Genomic DNA, 19171 nt, shown 5'->3' with positions numbered 1-19171 from the left:
AGGAAGAAGAACTTGAGAAGCTCCCCCGCAAGGGAAGACAGCTTTGGAGTTTCAACCATAGGCTCACCCTCTTAATGGAGGAATCGTTTGATGCTCTCTTTTTTTGAGTTACTCCGTGTTGCTTTCCTCCACAAAGAGCTCCCTTCTCATCGCCACCTTTCCGGTTCTCGCCATCTCCTTAATCCCGAAGGGTTTAAGAAGCTCCAGCATGGCGTTTATCTTGTCCTCATCCCCCGTCACCTCTATGGTGTAGGTTTCCTGAGAAACATCAACGATCTTTCCCCTGAATATCTCAACTATCCTGAGAACCTCGTCCCTCGCCCTTGAGGTCGGCGTATGGACCTTTATGAGAACGAGCTCCCTCTCAACGTGGGGAACATCGGTAAGGTCCCTTACCTTGAGGGTATCTATCAGCTTCCTCAGTTGCTTTACGACCTGGTCAATGACTATATCGTCCCCGACAACCTCAATGGTCATACGGGATATGCCGGGTTCGTTGGTCTCACCGACGGAGAGACTTTCTATGTTGTAGCCCTTTCCGGCTATCAGCGTGGCTATCCTCGCAAGAACCCCTATCTCGTTGCGCACCTTGACGTTTATTATGTGCTTGCGAACGCTCCCCTTCCTCGTCTGCCTGAACTTGGGTGCCTTCGTAACGCTTATCTGAGAGCTTCCCACGGTATCAGCCATCAGAATCCTCCTTAACCTACAAGGTACATAGTTTCGGCTTCCGTTCCTCTGCCGTCCTCAAGTATCATCTCTCTGTAAGACTTACCCGGAGGAACCATAGGAAGGACGTTCTCCTCCCTGTCAACGACGAAGTCCATTATCACCGGCTTGTCCTCTATCTTCAGAGACTCCTCAAGTATCTCCCTTACCTCCTTAGGCTTCTCCGCCCTGAAGCCAACCGCTCCCATGGCTTCTGCGAGCTTAACGAAGTCCGGCTGAAGGCTGAGGTCAACCTCCGAGTACCTCTTGTCGTAGAAGAGCTCCTGCCACTGACGAACCATTCCCAGATAGGCGTTGTTAATTATAGCGACCCTGACGGGTATCCTGTACTGGACCGCAGTTATTATCTCCTGCATCGTCATCACGAAGGAGCCGTCCCCATCAACCACAAAGACCTCCTTCTCCGGTCTCCCTATCTTTGCACCAATACCGGCGGGGAGTCCAAAGCCCATCGTGCCCAGACCGCCTGAGTTCAGGAACTGCCTCGGGTAGGAGTACTTGTAGAACATGGCAGCCCACATCTGGTGCTGACCAACGCCCGGGACGATTATCGCATCACCCTTGGTGGCTTCGTATATCTGTTCTATCACGTACTGGGGCTTTATAACCTTCTTTGAGTTCTTGTAAGTTAATGGGTGGAGCTTCTTCCACTTCTCTATCTGCTCAATCCATCTCTCCCTTTCCTCGGGATGGAGTATCTTGACTCCCCTTCTCTTTATCTCGTTTATCAGCTTCCTCAGGACTATCTTCACATCCCCAACTATGGGAACGTCCACTATTATGTTCTTGGATATTGAGGCGGGGTCTATGTCTATGTGGATTATCTTCGCCTCCGGAGCGAACTCGTCTATCTTGCCGGTAACCCTGTCATCAAAGCGCGCACCGACCGCAATCAGAAGGTCGGAGTTGTAAACAGCCATGTTGGCGTAGTAAGTACCATGCATACCGAGCATACGAAGAGATAAGGGGTGGTTCTCGGGGAAAGCTCCCTTGCCCTGGGTGGTTGTGGTGACGGGTATCTTCATAAGCTCTGCAAGCTCTATAAGCTCCTCCTGTGCCTCCGCATTTACCGCTCCACCCCCAACGTAGAGGACGGGTCTCTTCGCCTCCATTATGAGCTTGGCAGCCTTCTTTATCTGCTGGATATTTCCCTCAACATGAGGTTTATAGCCCGGCAGGTTCTTCTTGACCTCATCAAGGGTGGGGATCTTAACGTCCGACAGCTGCTGGGTTATGTCCTTGGGTATATCAACGAGAACGGGTCCCGGTCTTCCAGTCCTCGCTATATAGAAGGCTTCCCTGAGAACGAGCGGAAGCTCGTCTATATCTCTGACGAGGAAGTTGTGCTTGGTTATGGGTCTCGTTATACCCACTATATCAACCTCTTGGAAGGCATCGTTCCCTATCATGTGGGTGGGAACCTGCCCGGTTATAACCACGAGAGGAACGGAGTCCATGTAGGCGTCCGCTATGGGGGTAACTATGTTGGTAGCCCCCGGTCCCGATGTGGTCATAGCCACTCCTACTTTGCCGGTAGCCTTGGCATAGCCCTCCGCCATGTGTCCAGCGCCCTGCTCGTGGCGGGCGAGTATGTGCTTTATGGTCCCGTCCCTGTAGAGGGCATCGTAGACCTCCATTATCGCACCGCCCGGGAGCCCGAATATCACCTCAACCTTCTCTTCCTTGAGGGTCTCTATCACTATGTCCGCGCCCTTTCTTGACATAAGACTTTCTCCTCCTGCATAATAAATCGTAATATATAAAATTTGTATTAACTCAAGGGAAGTTCAAGCTCTTGTGATATAATCTTGGACATAAACCGTAGGAGGTTCCGGAATGGGAATGCTCAGCTATGAGGAGGCTCTTGAGCTTCTTCGCCAGCAGATAAAGGACTTTGAAGCCCAGGCCAAGATGGAGGAGGTCGGCGTAGTCTACTACGTGGGTGACGGTGTTGCCAGAGCCTACGGACTTGAGAATGCGATGGCTATGGAGGTGGTTGAGTTTGAGGGCGGCGAGAAGGGGCTCGCCTTCAACCTGGAGGAGGACAACGTCGGTATCATAATACTCGGCAGTGAAACTGGAATAAAGGAAGGCTCCATAGTAAGGAGAACGAACCAGATACTCTCAGCTCCCGTTGGCGAGAGCCTCGTGGGGAGGGTCATAAACCCCCTCGGAGAGCCTCTGGACGGCAAGGGACCCGTTGAGTATGAGTACATGTCCCCCGTTGAGAAGATAGCTCCTGGTGTTGTCAGCAGGAAGCCCGTTCACGAACCCCTCCAGACAGGTATCAAGGCCATTGACTCCATGATACCCATAGGAAGGGGTCAGAGGGAGCTGATAATAGGCGACAGGGCAACGGGTAAGACCACAATATGTATAGACACGATACTCAACCAGAAGGACACTGACGTTTACTGCATATACGTCGCCATAGGTCAGAAGAGGTCAACAACGGCGAGGATAATTGAGCTCCTTGAGAAGGAAGGGGCTATGGAGTACACCACCGTCGTTGTCGCCTCCGCAACGGACCCCGCCTCCCTGCAGTACCTCGCTCCCTTCGTCGGATGTACCATAGGTGAGTACTTCAGGGACAACGGGAAGCACGCCCTCGTCATATACGATGACCTTTCCAAGCACGCGGAGGCTTACAGACAGCTCTCACTGCTGATGAGAAGACCTCCGGGTAGGGAGGCATACCCTGGAGACGTCTTTTACCTCCACTCAAGGCTCCTTGAGAGGGCTGCTAAGCTAAACGATAACCTTGGAGGAGGTTCCCTCACAGCCCTTCCAATAATTGAGACCAAAGCCGGTGACGTCGCCGCCTACATACCCACGAACGTCATCTCCATAACCGATGGGCAGATATACCTTGAGCCAGACCTCTTCAACAAGGGCGTGAGACCCGCCATAAACGTCGGTCTCTCCGTTTCTCGTGTCGGTGGTGCGGCGCAGATAAAGGCTATGAAACAGGTGGCGGGGACCCTCAGGCTTGACCTCGCCCAGTTCAGGGAGCTTGAGGCTTTCGTCCAATTCGCCTCAGAGCTTGACAAGGCTACCCAGCAGACCATAAACAGGGGTATGAGGCTCGTGGAGCTTCTCAAGCAGGAGCCTTACAACCCGCTACCCGTTGAGAAGCAGATAGTTGCCATATTTGCGGGGACCAACGGATACCTTGATGACCTTCCCGTTGAGTCGGTCAGGAAGTTTGAGAAGGAGCTGTACGCATTCCTTGAAAGCGAGAGACCCGACATTCTGCAGGAGATAAGGGAGAAGAAGGCTTTAGACGACGAGCTGAAGGGAAAGATAAAGGAGGCTCTGGACACCTTCAAGGCTAAGTTCGTTCCTTGAGAAGGTGCCCCGTACATATAGGCTGTAGCGGATTCTCCTACAGGGATTGGAGGGGGACCTTTTACCCCTCCGACCTGCCCCAAAGCGAGTGGATAAGGTATTACGAGAGGTTCTTCAGCGTCCTTGAGATAAACTACACCTTCTACTCAATGCCCCACATCCACACCATAAGAGGCTTCCTTGAGAAGGCGAGGAGGCTCAGGTTCTCGGTGAAGGTCAACAGGATATTCACCCACGATAGGAGCTATACACGAAGGGAGCTCGGAGCCTTCCTGCAGGGACTTGCACCTCTTCTTGAGAGCGATAGATTCATAGCCTTCCTCTTTCAGTTCCCTCAGAGCTTTGGCTACTCTCCCGAGAACATGGACTACATAAAGAGGCTCTCGGAGGACTTTTCAGGCTACGAGAGGGTTCTGGAGCTGAGGAGCAGGAGCTTTGCAAGGGGTGAGGTCTTTACAGAGATAGAGAGGATGGGCTTTTCCCTTGTGAACATTGACGCACCGAAGGTGCGTGGTATTCTTGTAGGTCCCTGGAGGTCTGTAGGAAGCATAAACTACGTTAGGCTCCACGGCAGGAACAGGGAGAAGTGGTTCGGCGGGGAGGAATCTTACGAAAGGTATGATTACCTCTACAGCGAGGAAGAGCTTGTGCAGATAAAGGAGAGGGTGGAGAGGATGTGTGAAGGTAAGGAGACGTACATATTCTTCAACAACCACTACAGGGGGAAGGGTGCACTGAACGCCCTCCAGATGAAGGAGCTCTTCGGCGAGGAGGTGAAGGTGCCAGCCGGTCTGCGGAGCCTTTACTCCAAAAGGTTATGGGAGTAGAAAATTTATAAGGTTTTTCATATATTATTATTCTGTTCTCTTTGCAGGAGGTGAGAGGTTGAAGAGACAGATGCTGAAGTCAAAGATTCACAGGCTTACGGTTACAGGTGCGGAGCTTCACTACGAGGGGAGTCTCTCCCTTGACCTTGAGCTGATGGAAGCCGCAGACCTGCTTCCCTTTGAAAAGATTGATGTCTACAACATAAATACGGGAGACAGGTTCACAACCTACGTCATACCTGCTCCGAGGTACTCGGGTACCGTTAGGCTCAACGGGGCAGCCGCAAGGCTCGGAGCGAAAGGGGACCTCATTATAATCGCCTCTTACGCTGAATACAACGAGAATGAGCTTGAGTACTACAGTCCAAGACTTGTCTACGTTGACTCCCAGAACAGGATAGTTTCCCTGAAAAGAAGCATGGAGGAAGAGGATGTTCAATGTGCCAGAAGTGACACCCGAGGAAGCTAAGGAGATACTGGAGAAGGAAGGGGATAAGGTAGTTCTCTTAGATGTAAGAACGCCTCCGGAGCACTTTCAGCTCAGGATACCTAACTCCATGTTCGTTCCCCTTGATGACCTCAGGTACAAGTACTCCGAGCTTCCCAAGGATAAGAAGTACATAGTTTACTGTAGAAGTGGCGAAAGGAGCGCCTTCGCAACTTACTTTCTCAGACACATGGGTTATGAGGCTTACAACCTCGCCGGTGGAATAATCTCTTGGCCCTACGAGAAGGAGAGCGGGCAGGGTTAAATGCGGAGAACCTCCTCAGCCTGAGAGCGCGCCCTGAAGAGAAGGTCCTTGAGTTCATAAGGCTCCATCTTCAGCTGGGGCGCCAGCTTCTCAACTATGGTCTCAAGCCTGTCCCCTCCAAGCTCCAGAGCCTCCTCAAGTATCGTGGCATCCTGGAGTGCGAGGCTCAAGTTTCTGTTGGCTCCAGTGTAAGCATCTATTATCTCCTGATCAATGTCCACCTCTCTGAGGAACTCTATCTTGTCAACACCGAGGATCTTGTCAATCAAGGAGAACAGGCCAGCTACGTAGGCTTCGTTGGCAAGCTGGGGGTCAATCCTCCTCATTATCTCCTCAGCGAGGATAGCCCTTATGAGGGACTTCTTCCACAGGTAAGGGTTCTCAGCTGACACGTAGTCGTTTGTAGCTATCAGGAGGGTGAACTTCTTCAGGTTTTCCATACCTAAGTAGGCACACGCCTGGACTATGTCCTTTATCTCCTTTCTCCTACCGAAGTAGGCTGAGTTCACGAACCTCAGGAGCTTCGCAGCCATACCCACATCGGAGGCTATTATGTTGGCGAACTCCCTTATGCTCTTTACCGTATTGAGCGCTGCTATCATGCGCATCAGCGTGCTCTTAAGGAAGGGTGCGAGCTCAAACTCCTTGATTAGGCTCACCCCTCCGAGATACTTACCCTCAAAGAGGTCTCCGTACTGGAGAGCCTTCTTGTAGTCTTCCTCGCTCTCTATCCTCGTTATGAGGATCTTCTTTCTGTTCCTCTTGACAGCGGAAGCCTTTCCCTCATCAATGGTCCTTACCGAGAACTCAACCATGTGGGACATCCTCAGTATATCGGCGTACTTTCCGGAGTACATCTCTTCGGTGAGGGCAAACATACCACCCTTTTCCTTGAGCTCCTCTATCCTCTTTACAACGCTTGCGTATATTGATGCTCCCGTCTTTATCTGAGGCACCATGAGCTCAAAGACGACCATCTCTGTTGGTAGGAGGTCAAGGACCTTGTTCAGGAGTGAGTCCAAGGTAACGTTTATGAATATCTTCTTTCCCTCAGAGACCTTCTGAAGACCGAGCTCCGCAACGAGCTCCGCTATTATGAAGGTAGCCTTGTTGAAGGGAACGTCCTGGGGATACCTCTCAAGGTCATCGCTCCTTCTCAGATATACCTCGTACCCGTAAACGCTCCTGTCGGCATTAAAGACCGGCTGCCTTGCTATCGCGAAGCTCATATATCCTTTCCCTCAGCTCTGGATAGAGGGGGAACTGCTCGCACAGCTCCTTAACCTCTTCCCTCACTCTCTCTATAATCTTATCGTCTCCCATGTTCTTGACAACAGTGGTTATCATCTTGGCTATCTTCCTCATCTCCTCTTCCTTCATCCCTCTGGTCGTGAGGGCTGGCGTTCCTATCCTTATACCGCTCGTTACTGTAGGTTTCTGAGGGTCAAAGGGGACGGCGTTCTTGTTGACCGTTATGTTTGCCTTTCCGAGGGCATCTTCAACCTCTTTACCCGTAAGGTTCATGTTTCTCAGGTCAACGAGGACTATATGGCTGTCGGTTCCCCCCGTCACTATCTTGAAGCCTTCTTTGGAGAGCTCTTCAGCCAGAACACGGGCGTTCAAGATAACCTGCTTTGCATACCTCTTGAAGTCCTCACCCATAGCCTCCTTGAAGGCTACAGCCTTTGCAGCTATAACGTGCATCAGGGGTCCGCCCTGTATTCCGGGAAAGACAGCCTTGTCTATAGCCTTGGCAAACTCTGCCTTGCACAGGACAAAGCCGCTCCTTGGTCCTCTGAGGGTCTTGTGGGTAGTTGAGGTCACGAAGTGGGACACGGGAACGGGGTTTGGATACTCCCCGGCAGCTATCAGCCCAGCATAGTGAGCCATATCAACCATCAGCAGGGCACCAACCTCGTCCGCTATCTCTCTGAGCTTTGCCCAATCTATCACCCTCGGGTAGGCTGAGGCTCCCCCAACTATCAGCTTTGGCTTGTGTTCCTTGGCGAGCCTGTATATCTCATCGTAATCAATCAGCTCGGTCTCCGGATTCACACCGTACTGGACAACGTTGTAGAGCTTTCCGGAAAAGTTCACCTTGGCTCCGTGGGTAAGGTGCCCTCCGTGGGCGAGGTTCATCCCCATTATGGTATCGCCGGGCTGGAGCACAGCCATGTAAACAGCCATGTTGGCTTGGGAACCCGAGTGGGGCTGGACGTTTGCGTGCTCAGCTCCAAAGAGCTTCTTAACCCTCTCTATGGCGAGGTTTTCCGCTATATCAACGAACTCACAGCCTCCGTAATACCTCCTTCCGGGCAGACCTTCGGCATACTTGTTTGTCAGAACGCTGCCAGTTGCCTCCATAACTGCGAGGGAGGTAAAGTTCTCGGAGGCTATCATCTCAAGGTGGTAGAACTGCCTCTCGTACTCCTTAACGACCACATCAAAGATCTCTGGGTCCGTTTTGAGCAGGTTTTCCATGGAAGAATTATAACACCTTCAGGTCTTTACAAGCCTTCGGAGGGTTAGGGCTCCTTCCCTCATCTCCTCGGGCGTTGGCTCTTCAGGGACAGCTCTCTTCCAAGCCTCTTCGCACTCCTCATCAATCCCAAGACCGAGGTAGGACTCAACCATGGCGAGGAAGTTGGCAAAGGTGCTCTCAACCATGGAGTCCGCATCCTCATCGGAGGTAAAATAGCTCCTGAAGTTTTCAAGGGTCAGATGGTCAAAGAAGTTCAGGAAAAGGTCTATCCCCAGAAGGAAGGTCTCTCTTACCTCCGAAAGACGTGAGTTTATTACATCCTCGGATAGAAGCTCCTCAGATTCATCGTAAAGGAGCGGTATAAGTACTGAGATGTAAGCGAAGATGTTGTTTAGATTTATTGACATATCGGAAGCCTTCCCCAGCCGGAGAAGCTCCCGTACCGAAAAGACCGCTTTCTGAAGCATCACAAGAGCCAGCTCCCTGTATTCGGTATTCTCAGTGCTCTCCCACTCGCTGTGAAATCCCATGCCCATATCTCCGAATATGAGGGGGGAGAACTCATCGGTGTAGGTCAGGTAGCGGTCAAAGCCGTATAGGATGCGCTTCAGGGCTCTCGTATTCTCCGTCCCGAGGCTTGCCACAACCTCGTATATGGTGAGGGCTCTCTCCGCCGGTGATGAGATGGTCAGAAGGTAGCTTTCAAGCATTTGGATGAGTTCCTCAAGCTCCCCTTCACCTTCGCTGGATCCTGCTATCCTCGCTTTTACATACAGGGACCTCTCGGCGAACACCCTTCTCTGCCCATCTCCCGACCTATTTTCCTTCTCCTTTAAAAATCTGTAAAGCTCCTCAAGCTCTTCCTCGTCTATCCTGAATAGGATGTGTCCTAAGAAGTTTCCGAGCATATCGGGGGTGTAGTCCTCAAAGGCAAGAACCCTCTTGACCGTATCAAGGCTCAGGTTCCCTGACCACCTGGCGAACAGCTCTCCAAGGGCATCCAGATCTTGGGCGAGGAGAACATCTCGCAGCTCTTCCCAGGAGGGGGGTTCGCTAAAGGTTATCCTCACGTAGCTCCCCGCAGGTTCGGCATAGAAGCAGACGAAGTTACCCTCCCCCTCTATCCTCTCAAGGGCTGTATCAAGGTCGGGGCTGTCGGAGAGTATGTCTATGAGCTCCCGCTCCCAGAAGTCTTCCCTATGCCTGACGAGTATTACCTTCTCTCCCAGGTGGTCACAGCAGTCTATGAGGTGATAGCTCACCTCCCCATCCTCAGCGCTGGCAAGATAAACAATACCATTCACGTTGAGATCTCTTAACCTATCGTCTGCCTCTTCATCGGTGTAAAAAACGATTCTCATTACTGGATTAAGAAATTTTAACCTCAGGAAGGGGCAAGGGTCTAAATTAGTTTATGAAGAGGAGGTGAGAAGATGAAGGTAAAGGTGGGAGAGAGAGATGCCCTCATCGTGGTTGACATGCAGAACGATTTCATGCCCGGAGGAGCCCTTCCCGTTCCCGAAGGGGATAGGATAGTCCCCATCCTCAACCGCTACATAGAGCTATTTGAAAAGGAAGGTCTTCCCGTATTCTTCACCCGTGACTGGCACCCGCCAGACCACATATCCTTCAAGGGTCATGGGGGAGTCTGGCCTCCCCACTGCGTTCAGGATACGGAAGGAGCTATGTTTCATAAAGACCTCAGAATACCCCTTGATAACAAGTTCATTATCTCAAAAGGAACATCAAGGGACTTTGATGCTTACTCGGGCTTTCAGGGGACCATACTTGAACAGCTCCTCAGAGAGAGGGGGGTAAGGAGGGTCTTCGTGGGAGGCGTTGCAACGGACTACTGCGTGAAGAACACGGTTCTTGGAGCCCTCAATCTCGGCTTTGAGACTCTGCTCCTGCTTGACGGCATCAAGGGGGTTGACGTGAAGCCCGGCGACAGCGAGAGGGCTATAGAGCTCATGCTCAGCAGAGGAGCGATAGGTACAGAACTGAAGGACTTGACAACTTGATAATAAAACACTAAAATTTTTTATGAAAAAATCTATAAAGGAGGTGGAAAAGATGAGGAGAGGCTTGGCTGTATGGACACCCTTTGCAGAGCTGGAGAGACTCAGGAGAGAGTTTGACAAGCTCTTTGAAGAGGTTCTCCCAACGAGGGCGGAGAGGGAAGAGATCATAGCACCGCCCGTAGACGTCTATGAGACGGACTCTGAGGTAGTTGTGAAGGCTGAGCTGCCCGGAGTGAAGAAGGAGGACATAGACGTAACCATAAAGGAGAACGCTGTCCACATAAAGGCTGAGAAGAAGGAGGAAAAGGAAGAGAAGACCGAGAACGTTTACAGGGTGGAGAGGTTCTACGGAACCATTGAGAGGATAGTTCCCCTTCCCACGGAGGTTAAGCCCGAGGAGGCTAAGGCTGAGTACAAGGACGGCGTTCTTGAGATAAGGATACCCAAGGTAAAGGTGACCAAGGAGGCAAAGGTCCAGGTCAGCTAACGAGGGAAGGGAGTCTCTCAACGGAGGCTCCCAGCTCCTTCAACTTTTCCTCAAGACGTTCATACCCCCTGTCTAAGTGATGGAGGTCCCTTACCACCGTAGTTCCCTTTGCGACCAGTCCTGCGAGTACGAGGGATGCGGATGCCCTCAGATCCGTTGAGAAGACCTCAGCCCCGTGAAGCTCCTTTACTCCCTCTACGAAGGCTGTTCTCCCCCTAACGTCAATCTTTGCTCCCATCTTCCTGAGCTCGTAAACGTGCTGGAATCTGTTCTCAAAGATGCTTTCATAGACCTTAGACCTTCCCTCTGCGAGGGAGAGGAGAACCATTACCTGAGCCTGCATGTCGGTCGGAAAGCCGGGAAACTCCGAGGTGTAAACGTCCACAGGTTTGGTAGCCATTCCCCTAACCATAAGGGCATCGCCCCTCCTCTCTATTGATGCTCCCATGGATCTTAGGGTATCTATAACCGACTCCATGTGCTTTGGAACGACGTTTTCAATATAGACCTCCCCATCGGTCAGCAGGGAGGCTACCATAAGAGTGCCAGCCTCTATCCTATCGGGTATCACCTTGTGGTGAAAGCCTCTGAGATGGGCAGAACCCCTGACGAGAGCTGTCCTTCCCTCAATCTCTATCTCGGTTCCCATCTTTCTGAGAACCTCAACGAGGTCCATAACCTCCGGCTCAAGGGCTATGTTCCTGAGAACGCTCCTTCCTTCAACGGAGCTCAGATAAAGGAGAGCATTCTCCGTTCCAGTTACGGTTATGAGCTCAAAGCTGAACTCAAGGGGCTTCTTCCTTTTAAGCTCAACATGAACAAAGCCATCCTTGAGGGAAACGTCAGCTCCAGCCTTGGCGAAGAACTTGAGGTGCTGGTCTATTGGTCTCGCTCCTATAGAGCATCCCCCCGGCAGTGCGACCCTTGCGGTTCCAAATCTCGCCAGAAGAGGTCCGAGGCTTAGGACGGAAGCCCTCATCTTCCTAACTATCTCGGGAGGAGCTTCGTAGGAACTTATACCCGAAGGGTCTATCAGAACACTACTTCCCTCTCTACAACCCTCAGCACCGAGCATCAGAAGAAGCTCGCAAGCGTTCTTAACATCAAGGAGCTGGGGGACATCCTCCACAGTGCAGTGCTCTCTGGTGAGTATGGTGGCGAATATTATAGGCAGGCTTGCGTTCTTTGCCCCCGAGACCCTTACCCTACCCCTGAGCCTCGTCCCTCCCTCAATGAGGAGGGCATCAGAGGAATATGAGGTAGTGTTCATCATCCTTAGGAATTATTATCTTAACAATATCCCCATCCTTTGAGTAGAAGAGCAGGATCCCCTCGTCGTTCTCCTGAGAGTGGATCGGTTCATCGGAGTATATGACTATTATCCTGTCCTCTTCCTCTATCACCTTTGGGTAGTTCATATCCTCACTACCACGCAGGTTATAGCCTCTTTAACCCCCTCCAGAGAGTGTATCTTGTTTATGACGAGCCTACCCAGCTCGTCTTGGTTGGGAACCTCTACAAAGACTATTATGTCGTAGGGACCCGTGACGACGTCCGCGGTCTTGACCCCCTCAAAGGTTGATAGGGCTAACATTATGGAGGGTATCTCCCTTGGCTCCGCCTTGAGAAGTATGTACGCCCTTATGGCGTGTTCCGCTTCAAGCTCCATCAGCTCTGTTATAGACATAGGATAAGCCTTTTCTTCCGTTGACATCTTCAACCTCCTCGCTGAATATCCTGAATATTATAGATGCGGCATCGGGATTTCTCTTCATTTCCCTTATAGCCCTGAAGACGAGCCTGCGTATGTATGGATTCTCCCTCTCCATCTCCCCCGTCATTTCCTTGAGCTTCAGTATCATCGGCTCAACCTTCAGGCTCTCCATCCATCCCATGAACTTCTTCACCTCGTCCCAGAGGATTATCTCACCCCTCTTAGCCTCCTTCATCCTGTCCCTGAGGTTGCTCTCCACGACCTCTTTGAGGTCGTCTATATCGTAAAGGAAGACCTCATCAATACTTCCCACGGAGGGCTCAACGTTCCTCGGGACCGATATGTCTATCAGGAACATGGGCTCGTAATTTCTCCTCTTCATAGCCCTCTTGACAAGCTCCTGCGTCAGGACGAAGCTCTTTGCCCCCGTTGAGACTATGACGATATCCATGTTGGAGAGGTAGTCCTCAAGCTCCTCAAACCTGAGGGCGTTTCCACCGAGCTCCTGGGAAAGCTTCAGAGCCTTTTCATAGGTTCTGTTCGTTATGAATACCTGACAGCCGAGCCTCTTAAGGTAGTTGGCTGCCAGCTCCCCCATCTCACCCGCCCCAACGAGGAGGACCTTAGCCTTCTTCAGGTCTCCAAATATCTTCTTTGCAAGCTCAACCGCCGCATAGCTAACAGAGACAGCGTTCCTGCTTATGCCCGTCTCAACCCTGACACGCTTTGAAGCCCTGAGGGCTTTCTCAAAGAGCCTGTTGAGTATCTTCCCCGTGGTTCCCAGCTCCTTGGCTATCCTGAAGGACTCTTTGAACTGGGAGACTATCTGGGGTTCTCCCACAACCATGGAGTCAAGGCTTGAGGCTACCTTAAAGACATGGAAGACAGCCTGCTCCCCCTTGCGGAGGAAGATATGCCTGCGGGCATCCTCAAGACCCTTTATCTTGAGAAAGAGAGAAAGGAGGAGGTTTACGCTCTCCTCATCGGTTGAGAAGGCGTATATCTCAACACGGTTGCAGGTTGAGAGTATGCAAAGCTCCTCAACACCAGAGGCGGTCTTAAGCTCTGGGAGTATCTTCCTCGTCTCTTCAGGACTGCAGGCGAGCCTCTCCCTTATCTCTACGGGCGCGGTTTTGAAATTGACCCCTAAGGCGTAAACTTCCCCCATCACATTTAATTATATGCCTTGTCCCGAACGGCAATAGCTCAAACTGAGCTTCGGGTGTGTTATAATTAGATATCCCGTGATAGTATTCAAGCACTTACCACCCTTAAGAGAACCTCGGCTCTATATGGCTACGGAACGAACCTATCTCTCAATACTAAAGCTATCTTTTCAAGCGAGCGTTATAGGTCTGATACTGAACAAGGTGGCTCTCCTAAATCTTGCCTTCTTCAGAAGCTTTAACAGAGAGTTTATACACATGTCTATCGTAGTGATCTCCTTGGCGGTAGCTTCCAATATCTATGCCTTTGTAAAGCTTTTTTCTGACCTTAAATACATCAGTGGAGGAGAAAAAGTGCCTGAGAAGGAGGTTGTAGATCCAAGGATTTACATGGCTGCTGAAAGGACATTCCTTGCGTGGGTAAGAACTAGCATAGCCCTCATGATCTTCGGCTTCGTCGTTGACAAGTTTGAGATATTCTTAAATGAGCTCCAGAGCAAGATACACCTTAACTTTTCTGCGGACATATCGTCTCTGAAGTGGATAGGAATAACTATTATGGTTATGAGCCTTCTTGCCCTGAGCCTTGGCACTCTTAACTTTTATAAGACCGTTAAAGATGTTGATGGAGGCTCCTACAGAACCCACACAGGGCTTTACATAATGGTTGGAATAATAATATTCACAATAAACTTTATTCTTCTGTTTGATGTTCTCAGAATTATCTAATTAGCTAAAAGTATTCTTTGGATTTAAGCTCCTCTATGACATTACCTTTTTCGTCATACATTTTTAAGACAGCCTTCTTACCCTTTATATCAAGCTCAGTTCTCTTTTTTCCGTTCTCAAACTGAATCCACTTGTAGTAGGTTCCGTCCTCTGTATAGAGTATTTGCGAGGTGATCTTCTTCTGCTTAATAGTTATCTTGCAGAAGTTGGTGTCTTCGTAGTCAATTATGCCCTCAATCTTTACTTTTATATTGGGATCGTCAACAACGACCTTGTCCCTTGGACACCAGTTTTCCTTAGTAGCTGCAAAGGAGAGCAGACCGAATAAAGCAAAGCTACTCAGGGATTTTAGCCTTGGTCTTATCATGGTTTATTAGTATATCACTTCTTCAACCCTCCTGTCAAAACCCTTTATGTTCAAAATGTAATTACGTTAAAATAGCAACCATAATGAGAAAGTTCTTTCCCGTCCTTCTGATACTGTTCTTGGTGGTCGGGTGTGCCACAACGAGCAGAACCCCAATACACAAGATAGTTGGCTCAAGCACGGTTAGAACCAAGGTAGTTCTGCTTGACAGCGGCAAGGTGGATAAAGCCTACCAGAAGGTGGCTGTAAGGGAGTTTGAAGCTAAGCTTCTCAAGCAGCCCGTTAGCTACGCCATAAGGAGCACGATAGGAGGTCAGAAGGTTGATTTCGTCCTTATAACCCGCAAAGAGGTGCAGGTGCTTGGCTCCTCCTCCCCTCAGGAGATAGTGGCTGTAGGGAAGGAGTCGGACGTAAACACGCTGATAGTCCTTGAGCCCCTGAAGGTTGAGTACAGCGAAGGCTCCACAAAGAAGGGAGATGAGTTCTGCGTTGTAAGGAGAGCGTACGTAGTTATAGCTGCTAAGGTTTATGAGACGAAAAAGGGAAGCCTCATCCTTGGCGGTGTCTATGACGGAAAGGCTGAAGCAAGACAGTGTTCAAAGGGTATTCAGAGGACAGACAAGCTACCCAACAGGGACTCCTTGGTGGTCAGGGCTGTTAAGAAGGCTGCCCAGAAGTTTGCCGGGGATTTCTGGAGCGCCCTATAGGGTATCCATAGTCTTTTAGGGAGAGCTCCATCACCTTAAGAGGTGGCTCACAGCCGGTCCATAGGCGAAAGCTCTCAGCTCCCTGATATACAAGCATGGGAAAGCCACCAACGTATTTACAACCCACCTCCTTAGCCCTTCTGAGAAGGGGGGTCTCTTTGTAGATTATGTCTATAACGACCTTGTCGGGTGTAAGGAGGTTGTAGTCAAAGAGCGGGGGGTCATCGTCTTTAAGACCAACGCTGGTCGTGTTCACCAGTATATCCACATCCCTGAGTGCTGTTTCTATGTTCTGTGCAAGCTGGACTCCGAACTCCCTAACAAGGGACTGAGCTCTCTCCCGTGTTCTATTCCAGAGATATACTTTTGCTCCAGCTTTCTTGAGAGCGTAGAGGACAGCCCTTGAAGCTCCTCCCGCACCTAAGAGAAGAACCTTCTTTTCCTCAAGGGAGGTAACCATCTGAGCTGTCTTCAGAAAGCCCACCCAGTCGGTGTTGTGAGCCTCAATCAACCCTCCTGAGAACTTAAGTGTGTTGGCAGCACCTATAGCCTTAGCCTCATCGCTTACCCTGTCTGCAAGCCTGAGAGCTTCTTCCTTGTGGGGGACGGTAATGTTCAGACCGACAAGGTTCTTAAGGGCTCTCACGCCCTCTATGAAGCCCCTGAAGCTTTCAGGGGGAACGTCAAAGGGGACGTAAACGGCGTCTATACCCAAATACTCAAGGGCTGCGTTCTGAAAGACTGGAGAGAGGGAGTGGCTGATGGGGTGTCCGACCACCCCGAAGAGGAGGGAGGACCCCTTTACGGTCATGAAAGCTCAAGTTTGGAGGGAAGGACCTCTACTTTCTTTACCCACTTAAGGTTCCCCTTGAGGGCTATGTCAACCACGTTCTTGAGAGAAACGTCAACTACGGGACAGTCGGAACATCCACCCTCAAACTGAAGGTAAACTACTCCATCCTCAATGTTCACTATCTTGAGGCTACCCTGGTGGTCCTTCAGAGCTGGGCGGATCTTCTCAAGGACCTTCTCAACCTCGTCAAACTCTCTCTTCACCATTACTGTTCCTCCAGCTTTTTTTTATAAAGGCTCTGGATTTCCCTTATTACGGCTCCTGCCTCCTCATCCCCAAGGTTAAGGAGCCTCAAAAGCCCCCTCAGTGAGAGCTTATCAATAACTATGTCCTCAACATCCATCTCAACTATCTTCATATATCCGTAGGAGGCTAAGATGTCCCTTGCCTCTGGAAAAAGGGAGAAGAGTTCCCCAAGAAGCATGTCCTCGGTTATCTTGACAGCAGTCATGAGAGCTCCTTTACCTTCTTCACAAAGAGATGATACTCTCCATCTTCCTCGTACATTCCCAAGAACTCCTGGCCCGTTGATTGACACCAGGCTGGTATGTCCTCAACCACGCCGGGGTCGTCCGCTATCAGCTCCAAGACCTGCCCAATCTCCATATCCTTTATCTGCTTTGCGGTCTCAGCTATGGGGACAGGGCAGTATGTTCCCGTAACATCGTGAACAACGTCGGGCTTGATGTCCTCAAGCTTCATAGCGCCACTCCTTCTCTACGATATATCTTGAGCTCCTCTATAAACTCATCTTCAGCTGGCACTCCACGGAGCACCATCTCCCTATCTCCTACCTTCATATGTATATCACTTTCTTCCCTTTTGGAGTACCTCGCTATGATATCCGCTATAATTTGGAGCTCCTCCTCGGAGGGTTTCCCCTTTATGAGAGCGAAGGTTCCCTTTCCATCCTTCCTGTAAGCGTAGCCGTATCTCTCTCTGAAGCCCTTTAGAAAGTTTACCTCTCCTTCGTTACGCGCCACTATGAGCTTTGTACCCGATGGGAGCCTGAGGTGTCTCCCGACGGAAAAGAGGACAAGGTCGTCCCTCGTTACGGTTCCCTCGGTAGCGAAGGCTTCTTTAAACCTGTAGGCGTAGTTCTCGTCCGTAAGGTAGCAGCATCCCCCCGCAGGCTGTTCGTATTCTTCAATGCCAAACCTCTTCGCAAGCTCCATCTGCTTCTTCCTGCTTCTTCCCATTATCCCGTAGAGCTTGCTCCTCTCAATCCAGCCCCTTTTCTCCGGCACCGTAGGCGGTAGAACCTTTGCAGAGAGGGGTCTTACGATGTATCCCTCAAGACCGGATTCCTTCTCTATCAGCCTCAATCTCTCTGGAGTCTGGCTCATAGGTCTTTGGTAGAGGACCTCTCCCGTAACGACGAAGTGATAGCCCTCCCTTTCCATAATCTCTTTAGCCTTCCGTAGCATGAATATGCGACAGTCTATGCAGGGATTGACGTTCTTGCCGTACCCGTACTTTGGATTTAGGACTATATCGTAGTATTCGCTGGATATATCAATGATCTCAAGGGGAACACCGAGCTGGGCTGCCGCCTTCAACGCAGGATTGACATACTGCCGTCCGTCCTCCTTGGTGAGACCAAGGCGCCTCTTGTGCTCGGTGATGCAGAAGCCTGTATAAAAGTGAAGCGCCTTGACCTCAACGCCCTGCTCCTGAAGAATGCGGACGGCTAAACTGCTGTCAAGCCCTCCACTCAGCAGAGCGACAGCCCTAACCCTTTCCATACTCAGGTGCTCAGGAACTCAAACTCGCCCTGTTCTTCCTCCTCCTCTTCTTCGTAGCAGTCGGGTATCTTGGCAGCCTCTTCCTCTCTTCCCTGCTTGAGGAGGTAGTCCTTTATAGCCACGTGGAGGGTCTCAAGTCCGAGGTTTGTACAGTGTATCTTCTGAGGCGGGAGTCCTCCGAGCTCGTCAAATATGTCCTTGTAGGTCAGGTTCAGGGCGTAGTTTATGTCCTTACCCTTTATCATCTCGGTCAGCTGGGAGCTGACTGCTATGGCGGAACCACACCCGAAGGTTTTGAACCTGACATCCTCTATGATATCGTTCTCAGGATTCACCTTTATGGTAAACAGCATGGCATCTCCACAGGCTGGGTTACCACACTGGCCCACACCGTTTGCACCCTCAAGAACGCCGACGTTCCTTGGGTTCAAGAAGTGGTCAAGAACCTTCTCGTTGTATTCAAAGCTCATCTTAGCACCTCCTTTCAGCTTTAGATTTTACAGGTATTAATATCTTCCTGCACTCCGATTCAGTTATGATAGAGGTCAAATACTTGGAGCGTCTCTTATCTTTGCTATTTTATTCTATGGGGGAGATGAGGTTACTACTTGTGGAGGACGACCCAATACTTGGGGAGAGCTTGAAGGAGTATCTTGAAAGGGAAGGTTTCAGCGTCAAGTGGGTTAAGGACGAGAGGAATATAGAGGATGTTAGATCGCTGAGCGCCTATGACGTAATAGTTCTGGACCTGATGCTCAAGTACAGGGATGGAGAGGATATACTCAAGGAGCTCAGGGAGGAGGGTGTTAGGACTCCCGTCCTTATACTGACAGCAAAGAGGGCTATTAGAGACAAGGAGGTCTGCTTTAACCTCGGCGCTGATGATTACCTAACAAAGCCCTTTGAGCCAAAAGAGCTCCTTTTAAGACTCAGGGCGCTCCTCAGAAGGGTTTCCCAGCAGTCCCTCCTGAAGATAGGGGATGTGGAGATTGATCTTGAGGGGAAGGCAATATACAGGGGAGGTAAGGAGGTCCATCTATCAAAGACCGCCTGGGAGCTCCTTAGCCTTCTTGTAAAGAACAGGGGAAGGGTTGTCAGCACCGAAACCATCTTGAGCTGCATATGGGAGGACAAGCCGGTGGGAAGCGATGTTGTTAGGGCTTATATAAAGGAGCTCAGGAAGGTTCTCCCTCCCGAAAGCATAAAGACATACAAGGGTGTGGGCTACAAGCTGGTATGAGAGT

25 protein-coding genes are annotated in these 19171 nt (G+C 50.6%); 9 read left to right on the top strand and 16 right to left on the bottom strand.

The genetic code is table 11. The features are described 5' to 3' along the window. Positions 1-108: 108 nt before the first annotated feature. Both ilvN and ilvB read right to left on the bottom strand, forming a co-directional pair. The gene (gene ilvN / locus AC1HCM_RS07285) at positions 109-690 is read right to left on the bottom strand and encodes an acetolactate synthase small subunit (protein ID WP_479461107.1); all 582 of its coding nucleotides are present in this window, start codon (positions 688-690) and stop codon (positions 109-111) included. Between the two features lie 11 nt (positions 691-701). Then, on the bottom strand, positions 702-2453 hold the full coding sequence (gene ilvB, locus AC1HCM_RS07280; RefSeq protein ID WP_479461106.1) for a biosynthetic-type acetolactate synthase large subunit: 1752 nt from the start codon (positions 2451-2453) through the stop codon (positions 702-704). A 112-nt stretch (positions 2454-2565) separates the two neighbouring features. Between ilvB and atpA the strand changes: the two genes are divergently transcribed. Genes atpA through AC1HCM_RS07260 form a run of 4 tightly spaced genes read left to right on the top strand, consistent with a single transcriptional unit; the run spans position 2566 to position 5656 of the window. Further along, positions 2566-4077, top strand: a complete 1512-nt coding sequence (gene atpA, locus AC1HCM_RS07275; protein ID WP_479461105.1) for a F0F1 ATP synthase subunit alpha — start codon at positions 2566-2568, stop codon at positions 4075-4077. After that, entirely contained in the window at positions 4074-4904 is an 831-nt protein-coding gene (locus tag AC1HCM_RS07270; protein WP_479461104.1) for a DUF72 domain-containing protein, read from the top strand. Before atpA ends, AC1HCM_RS07270 begins: the two co-directional genes overlap by 4 nt. A 58-nt stretch (positions 4905-4962) precedes the next feature. Continuing rightward, positions 4963-5373, top strand: coding sequence for an aspartate 1-decarboxylase (gene panD, locus AC1HCM_RS07265; protein ID WP_479461103.1), 411 nt, complete (start codon positions 4963-4965; stop codon positions 5371-5373). After that, complete coding sequence (locus AC1HCM_RS07260) at positions 5336-5656, top strand: rhodanese-like domain-containing protein (RefSeq protein WP_479461102.1); 321 nt, start codon at positions 5336-5338, stop codon at positions 5654-5656. The genes panD and AC1HCM_RS07260 overlap by 38 nt, the downstream gene beginning before the upstream one ends. Here the strand turns inward: AC1HCM_RS07260 and AC1HCM_RS07255 are convergent. Genes AC1HCM_RS07255 through AC1HCM_RS07245 form a run of 3 tightly spaced genes read right to left on the bottom strand, consistent with a single transcriptional unit; the run spans position 5653 to position 9499 of the window. Then, positions 5653-6885, bottom strand: a complete 1233-nt coding sequence (locus AC1HCM_RS07255) for an EAL and HDOD domain-containing protein (RefSeq protein WP_479461101.1) — start codon at positions 6883-6885, stop codon at positions 5653-5655. The genes AC1HCM_RS07260 and AC1HCM_RS07255 overlap by 4 nt on opposite strands. Continuing rightward, entirely contained in the window at positions 6851-8137 is a 1287-nt protein-coding gene (gene glyA / locus AC1HCM_RS07250; protein WP_479461100.1) for a serine hydroxymethyltransferase, read from the bottom strand. The genes AC1HCM_RS07255 and glyA overlap by 35 nt, the downstream gene beginning before the upstream one ends. Positions 8138-8155: 18 nt before the next feature. Beyond that, entirely contained in the window at positions 8156-9499 is a 1344-nt protein-coding gene (locus tag AC1HCM_RS07245; protein WP_479461099.1) for a hypothetical protein, read from the bottom strand. Between the two features lie 72 nt (positions 9500-9571). Here AC1HCM_RS07245 and AC1HCM_RS07240 point away from each other — a divergent pair, with 72 nt between their 5' ends. Both AC1HCM_RS07240 and AC1HCM_RS07235 read left to right on the top strand, forming a co-directional pair. After that, positions 9572-10159, top strand: coding sequence for a nicotinamidase (locus tag AC1HCM_RS07240; protein ID WP_479461098.1), 588 nt, complete (start codon positions 9572-9574; stop codon positions 10157-10159). A 52-nt stretch (positions 10160-10211) separates the two neighbouring features. Next, a complete protein-coding gene (locus tag AC1HCM_RS07235; protein WP_479461097.1) occupies positions 10212-10646 on the top strand; it encodes an Hsp20/alpha crystallin family protein in 435 nt (144 codons plus the stop codon). On the opposite strand, the gene murA is transcribed toward AC1HCM_RS07235, so the two are convergent. From murA to hemA, 4 genes are read right to left on the bottom strand one after another with little or no spacing between them, the layout of a single operon-like run. After that, positions 10639-11916, bottom strand: coding sequence for a UDP-N-acetylglucosamine 1-carboxyvinyltransferase (gene murA, locus AC1HCM_RS07230; protein ID WP_479461096.1), 1278 nt, complete (start codon positions 11914-11916; stop codon positions 10639-10641). The two genes, AC1HCM_RS07235 and murA, sit on opposite strands and share 8 nt — an antisense overlap. After that, complete coding sequence (locus AC1HCM_RS07225) at positions 11891-12064, bottom strand: hypothetical protein (protein WP_479461095.1); 174 nt, start codon at positions 12062-12064, stop codon at positions 11891-11893. The genes murA and AC1HCM_RS07225 overlap by 26 nt, the downstream gene beginning before the upstream one ends. Continuing rightward, a complete protein-coding gene (locus AC1HCM_RS07220) occupies positions 12061-12333 on the bottom strand; it encodes an Lrp/AsnC ligand binding domain-containing protein (protein ID WP_479461094.1) in 273 nt (90 codons plus the stop codon). The genes AC1HCM_RS07225 and AC1HCM_RS07220 overlap by 4 nt, the downstream gene beginning before the upstream one ends. Beyond that, the gene (hemA, locus tag AC1HCM_RS07215) at positions 12305-13528 is read right to left on the bottom strand and encodes a glutamyl-tRNA reductase (protein ID WP_479461093.1); all 1224 of its coding nucleotides are present in this window, start codon (positions 13526-13528) and stop codon (positions 12305-12307) included. Before hemA ends, AC1HCM_RS07220 begins: the two co-directional genes overlap by 29 nt. 76 nt (positions 13529-13604) lie before the next feature. Between hemA and AC1HCM_RS07210 the strand changes: the two genes are divergently transcribed. Further along, positions 13605-14255, top strand: a complete 651-nt coding sequence (locus tag AC1HCM_RS07210) for a YidH family protein (RefSeq protein ID WP_479461092.1) — start codon at positions 13605-13607, stop codon at positions 14253-14255. Positions 14256-14259: 4 nt separating this feature from the next. Here the strand turns inward: AC1HCM_RS07210 and AC1HCM_RS07205 are convergent, their stop codons facing one another. Further along, positions 14260-14622, bottom strand: coding sequence for a hypothetical protein (locus AC1HCM_RS07205; protein WP_479461091.1), 363 nt, complete (start codon positions 14620-14622; stop codon positions 14260-14262). Positions 14623-14705: 83 nt separating this feature from the next. Here AC1HCM_RS07205 and AC1HCM_RS07200 point away from each other — a divergent pair, with 83 nt between their 5' ends. Then, positions 14706-15329: a hypothetical protein gene (locus tag AC1HCM_RS07200; RefSeq protein ID WP_479461090.1), complete on the top strand. Its 624-nt coding sequence runs from the start codon at positions 14706-14708 to the stop codon at positions 15327-15329. On the opposite strand, the gene AC1HCM_RS07195 is transcribed toward AC1HCM_RS07200, so the two are convergent. Genes AC1HCM_RS07195 through AC1HCM_RS07170 form a run of 6 tightly spaced genes read right to left on the bottom strand, consistent with a single transcriptional unit; the run spans position 15280 to position 18397 of the window. Beyond that, positions 15280-16140 (bottom strand): shikimate dehydrogenase, encoded by an 861-nt coding sequence (locus tag AC1HCM_RS07195; protein WP_479461089.1) that lies wholly within the window; start codon positions 16138-16140, stop codon positions 15280-15282. The two genes, AC1HCM_RS07200 and AC1HCM_RS07195, sit on opposite strands and share 50 nt — an antisense overlap. Next, complete coding sequence (locus AC1HCM_RS07190) at positions 16137-16388, bottom strand: NifU family protein (protein ID WP_479461088.1); 252 nt, start codon at positions 16386-16388, stop codon at positions 16137-16139. The genes AC1HCM_RS07195 and AC1HCM_RS07190 overlap by 4 nt, the downstream gene beginning before the upstream one ends. Continuing rightward, positions 16388-16633 (bottom strand): DUF1858 domain-containing protein, encoded by a 246-nt coding sequence (locus AC1HCM_RS07185; protein WP_479461087.1) that lies wholly within the window; start codon positions 16631-16633, stop codon positions 16388-16390. The genes AC1HCM_RS07190 and AC1HCM_RS07185 overlap by 1 nt, the downstream gene beginning before the upstream one ends. Then, positions 16630-16884 (bottom strand): sulfurtransferase TusA family protein, encoded by a 255-nt coding sequence (locus AC1HCM_RS07180; protein WP_479461086.1) that lies wholly within the window; start codon positions 16882-16884, stop codon positions 16630-16632. Before AC1HCM_RS07180 ends, AC1HCM_RS07185 begins: the two co-directional genes overlap by 4 nt. Next, a complete protein-coding gene (locus tag AC1HCM_RS07175) occupies positions 16881-17927 on the bottom strand; it encodes a hypothetical protein (RefSeq protein WP_479461085.1) in 1047 nt (348 codons plus the stop codon). The genes AC1HCM_RS07180 and AC1HCM_RS07175 overlap by 4 nt, the downstream gene beginning before the upstream one ends. A gap of 2 nt (positions 17928-17929) precedes the next feature. After that, positions 17930-18397, bottom strand: a complete 468-nt coding sequence (locus AC1HCM_RS07170) for an iron-sulfur cluster assembly scaffold protein (protein WP_479461084.1) — start codon at positions 18395-18397, stop codon at positions 17930-17932. A gap of 125 nt (positions 18398-18522) precedes the next feature. Between AC1HCM_RS07170 and AC1HCM_RS07165 the strand changes: the two genes are divergently transcribed. Then, positions 18523-19167 carry a response regulator transcription factor gene (locus tag AC1HCM_RS07165; protein ID WP_479461083.1) on the top strand — a complete coding sequence of 215 codons (645 nt, stop codon included), beginning with the start codon at positions 18523-18525 and terminating at the stop codon, positions 19165-19167. Positions 19168-19171 lie beyond the last annotated feature (4 nt).

It is taken from the genome of Hydrogenivirga sp. (assembly GCF_056450045.1).
Note: the sequence above shows the minus strand (reverse complement) of the source record. Positions and strands in the feature narration are given on the sequence as shown.

Excerpts from the sequence above, each read along its gene's own strand:
- AC1HCM_RS07245 (WP_479461099.1), bottom strand. The coding sequence starts at position 9,499 with ATGAGAATCGTTTTTTACACCGATGAAGAGGCAGACGATAGGTTAAGA.
- AC1HCM_RS07190 (WP_479461088.1), bottom strand. The coding sequence starts at position 16,388 with ATGGTGAAGAGAGAGTTTGACGAGGTTGAGAAGGTCCTTGAGAAGATC.
- AC1HCM_RS07180 (WP_479461086.1), bottom strand. The coding sequence starts at position 16,884 with ATGAAGCTTGAGGACATCAAGCCCGACGTTGTTCACGATGTTACGGGA.
- AC1HCM_RS07165 (WP_479461083.1), top strand. The coding sequence starts at position 18,523 with ATGAGGTTACTACTTGTGGAGGACGACCCAATACTTGGGGAGAGCTTG.
- murA (WP_479461096.1), bottom strand. The coding sequence starts at position 11,916 with ATGAACACTACCTCATATTCCTCTGATGCCCTCCTCATTGAGGGAGGG.
- ilvB (WP_479461106.1), bottom strand. The coding sequence starts at position 2,453 with ATGTCAAGAAAGGGCGCGGACATAGTGATAGAGACCCTCAAGGAAGAG.
- AC1HCM_RS07225 (WP_479461095.1), bottom strand. The coding sequence starts at position 12,064 with ATGAACTACCCAAAGGTGATAGAGGAAGAGGACAGGATAATAGTCATA.
- AC1HCM_RS07205 (WP_479461091.1), bottom strand. The coding sequence starts at position 14,622 with ATGATAAGACCAAGGCTAAAATCCCTGAGTAGCTTTGCTTTATTCGGT.
- AC1HCM_RS07255 (WP_479461101.1), bottom strand. The coding sequence starts at position 6,885 with ATGAGCTTCGCGATAGCAAGGCAGCCGGTCTTTAATGCCGACAGGAGC.
- AC1HCM_RS07185 (WP_479461087.1), bottom strand. The coding sequence starts at position 16,633 with ATGACTGCTGTCAAGATAACCGAGGACATGCTTCTTGGGGAACTCTTC.
- atpA (WP_479461105.1), top strand. The coding sequence starts at position 2,566 with ATGGGAATGCTCAGCTATGAGGAGGCTCTTGAGCTTCTTCGCCAGCAG.
- AC1HCM_RS07170 (WP_479461084.1), bottom strand. The coding sequence starts at position 18,397 with ATGAGCTTTGAATACAACGAGAAGGTTCTTGACCACTTCTTGAACCCA.
- glyA (WP_479461100.1), bottom strand. The coding sequence starts at position 8,137 with ATGGAAAACCTGCTCAAAACGGACCCAGAGATCTTTGATGTGGTCGTT.
- AC1HCM_RS07240 (WP_479461098.1), top strand. The coding sequence starts at position 9,572 with ATGAAGGTAAAGGTGGGAGAGAGAGATGCCCTCATCGTGGTTGACATG.
- AC1HCM_RS07260 (WP_479461102.1), top strand. The coding sequence starts at position 5,336 with ATGTTCAATGTGCCAGAAGTGACACCCGAGGAAGCTAAGGAGATACTG.
- AC1HCM_RS07200 (WP_479461090.1), top strand. The coding sequence starts at position 14,706 with ATGAGAAAGTTCTTTCCCGTCCTTCTGATACTGTTCTTGGTGGTCGGG.
- AC1HCM_RS07175 (WP_479461085.1), bottom strand. The coding sequence starts at position 17,927 with ATGGAAAGGGTTAGGGCTGTCGCTCTGCTGAGTGGAGGGCTTGACAGC.
- hemA (WP_479461093.1), bottom strand. The coding sequence starts at position 13,528 with ATGGGGGAAGTTTACGCCTTAGGGGTCAATTTCAAAACCGCGCCCGTA.
- AC1HCM_RS07195 (WP_479461089.1), bottom strand. The coding sequence starts at position 16,140 with ATGACCGTAAAGGGGTCCTCCCTCCTCTTCGGGGTGGTCGGACACCCC.
- AC1HCM_RS07235 (WP_479461097.1), top strand. The coding sequence starts at position 10,212 with ATGAGGAGAGGCTTGGCTGTATGGACACCCTTTGCAGAGCTGGAGAGA.
- ilvN (WP_479461107.1), bottom strand. The coding sequence starts at position 690 with ATGGCTGATACCGTGGGAAGCTCTCAGATAAGCGTTACGAAGGCACCC.
- AC1HCM_RS07220 (WP_479461094.1), bottom strand. The coding sequence starts at position 12,333 with ATGTCTATAACAGAGCTGATGGAGCTTGAAGCGGAACACGCCATAAGG.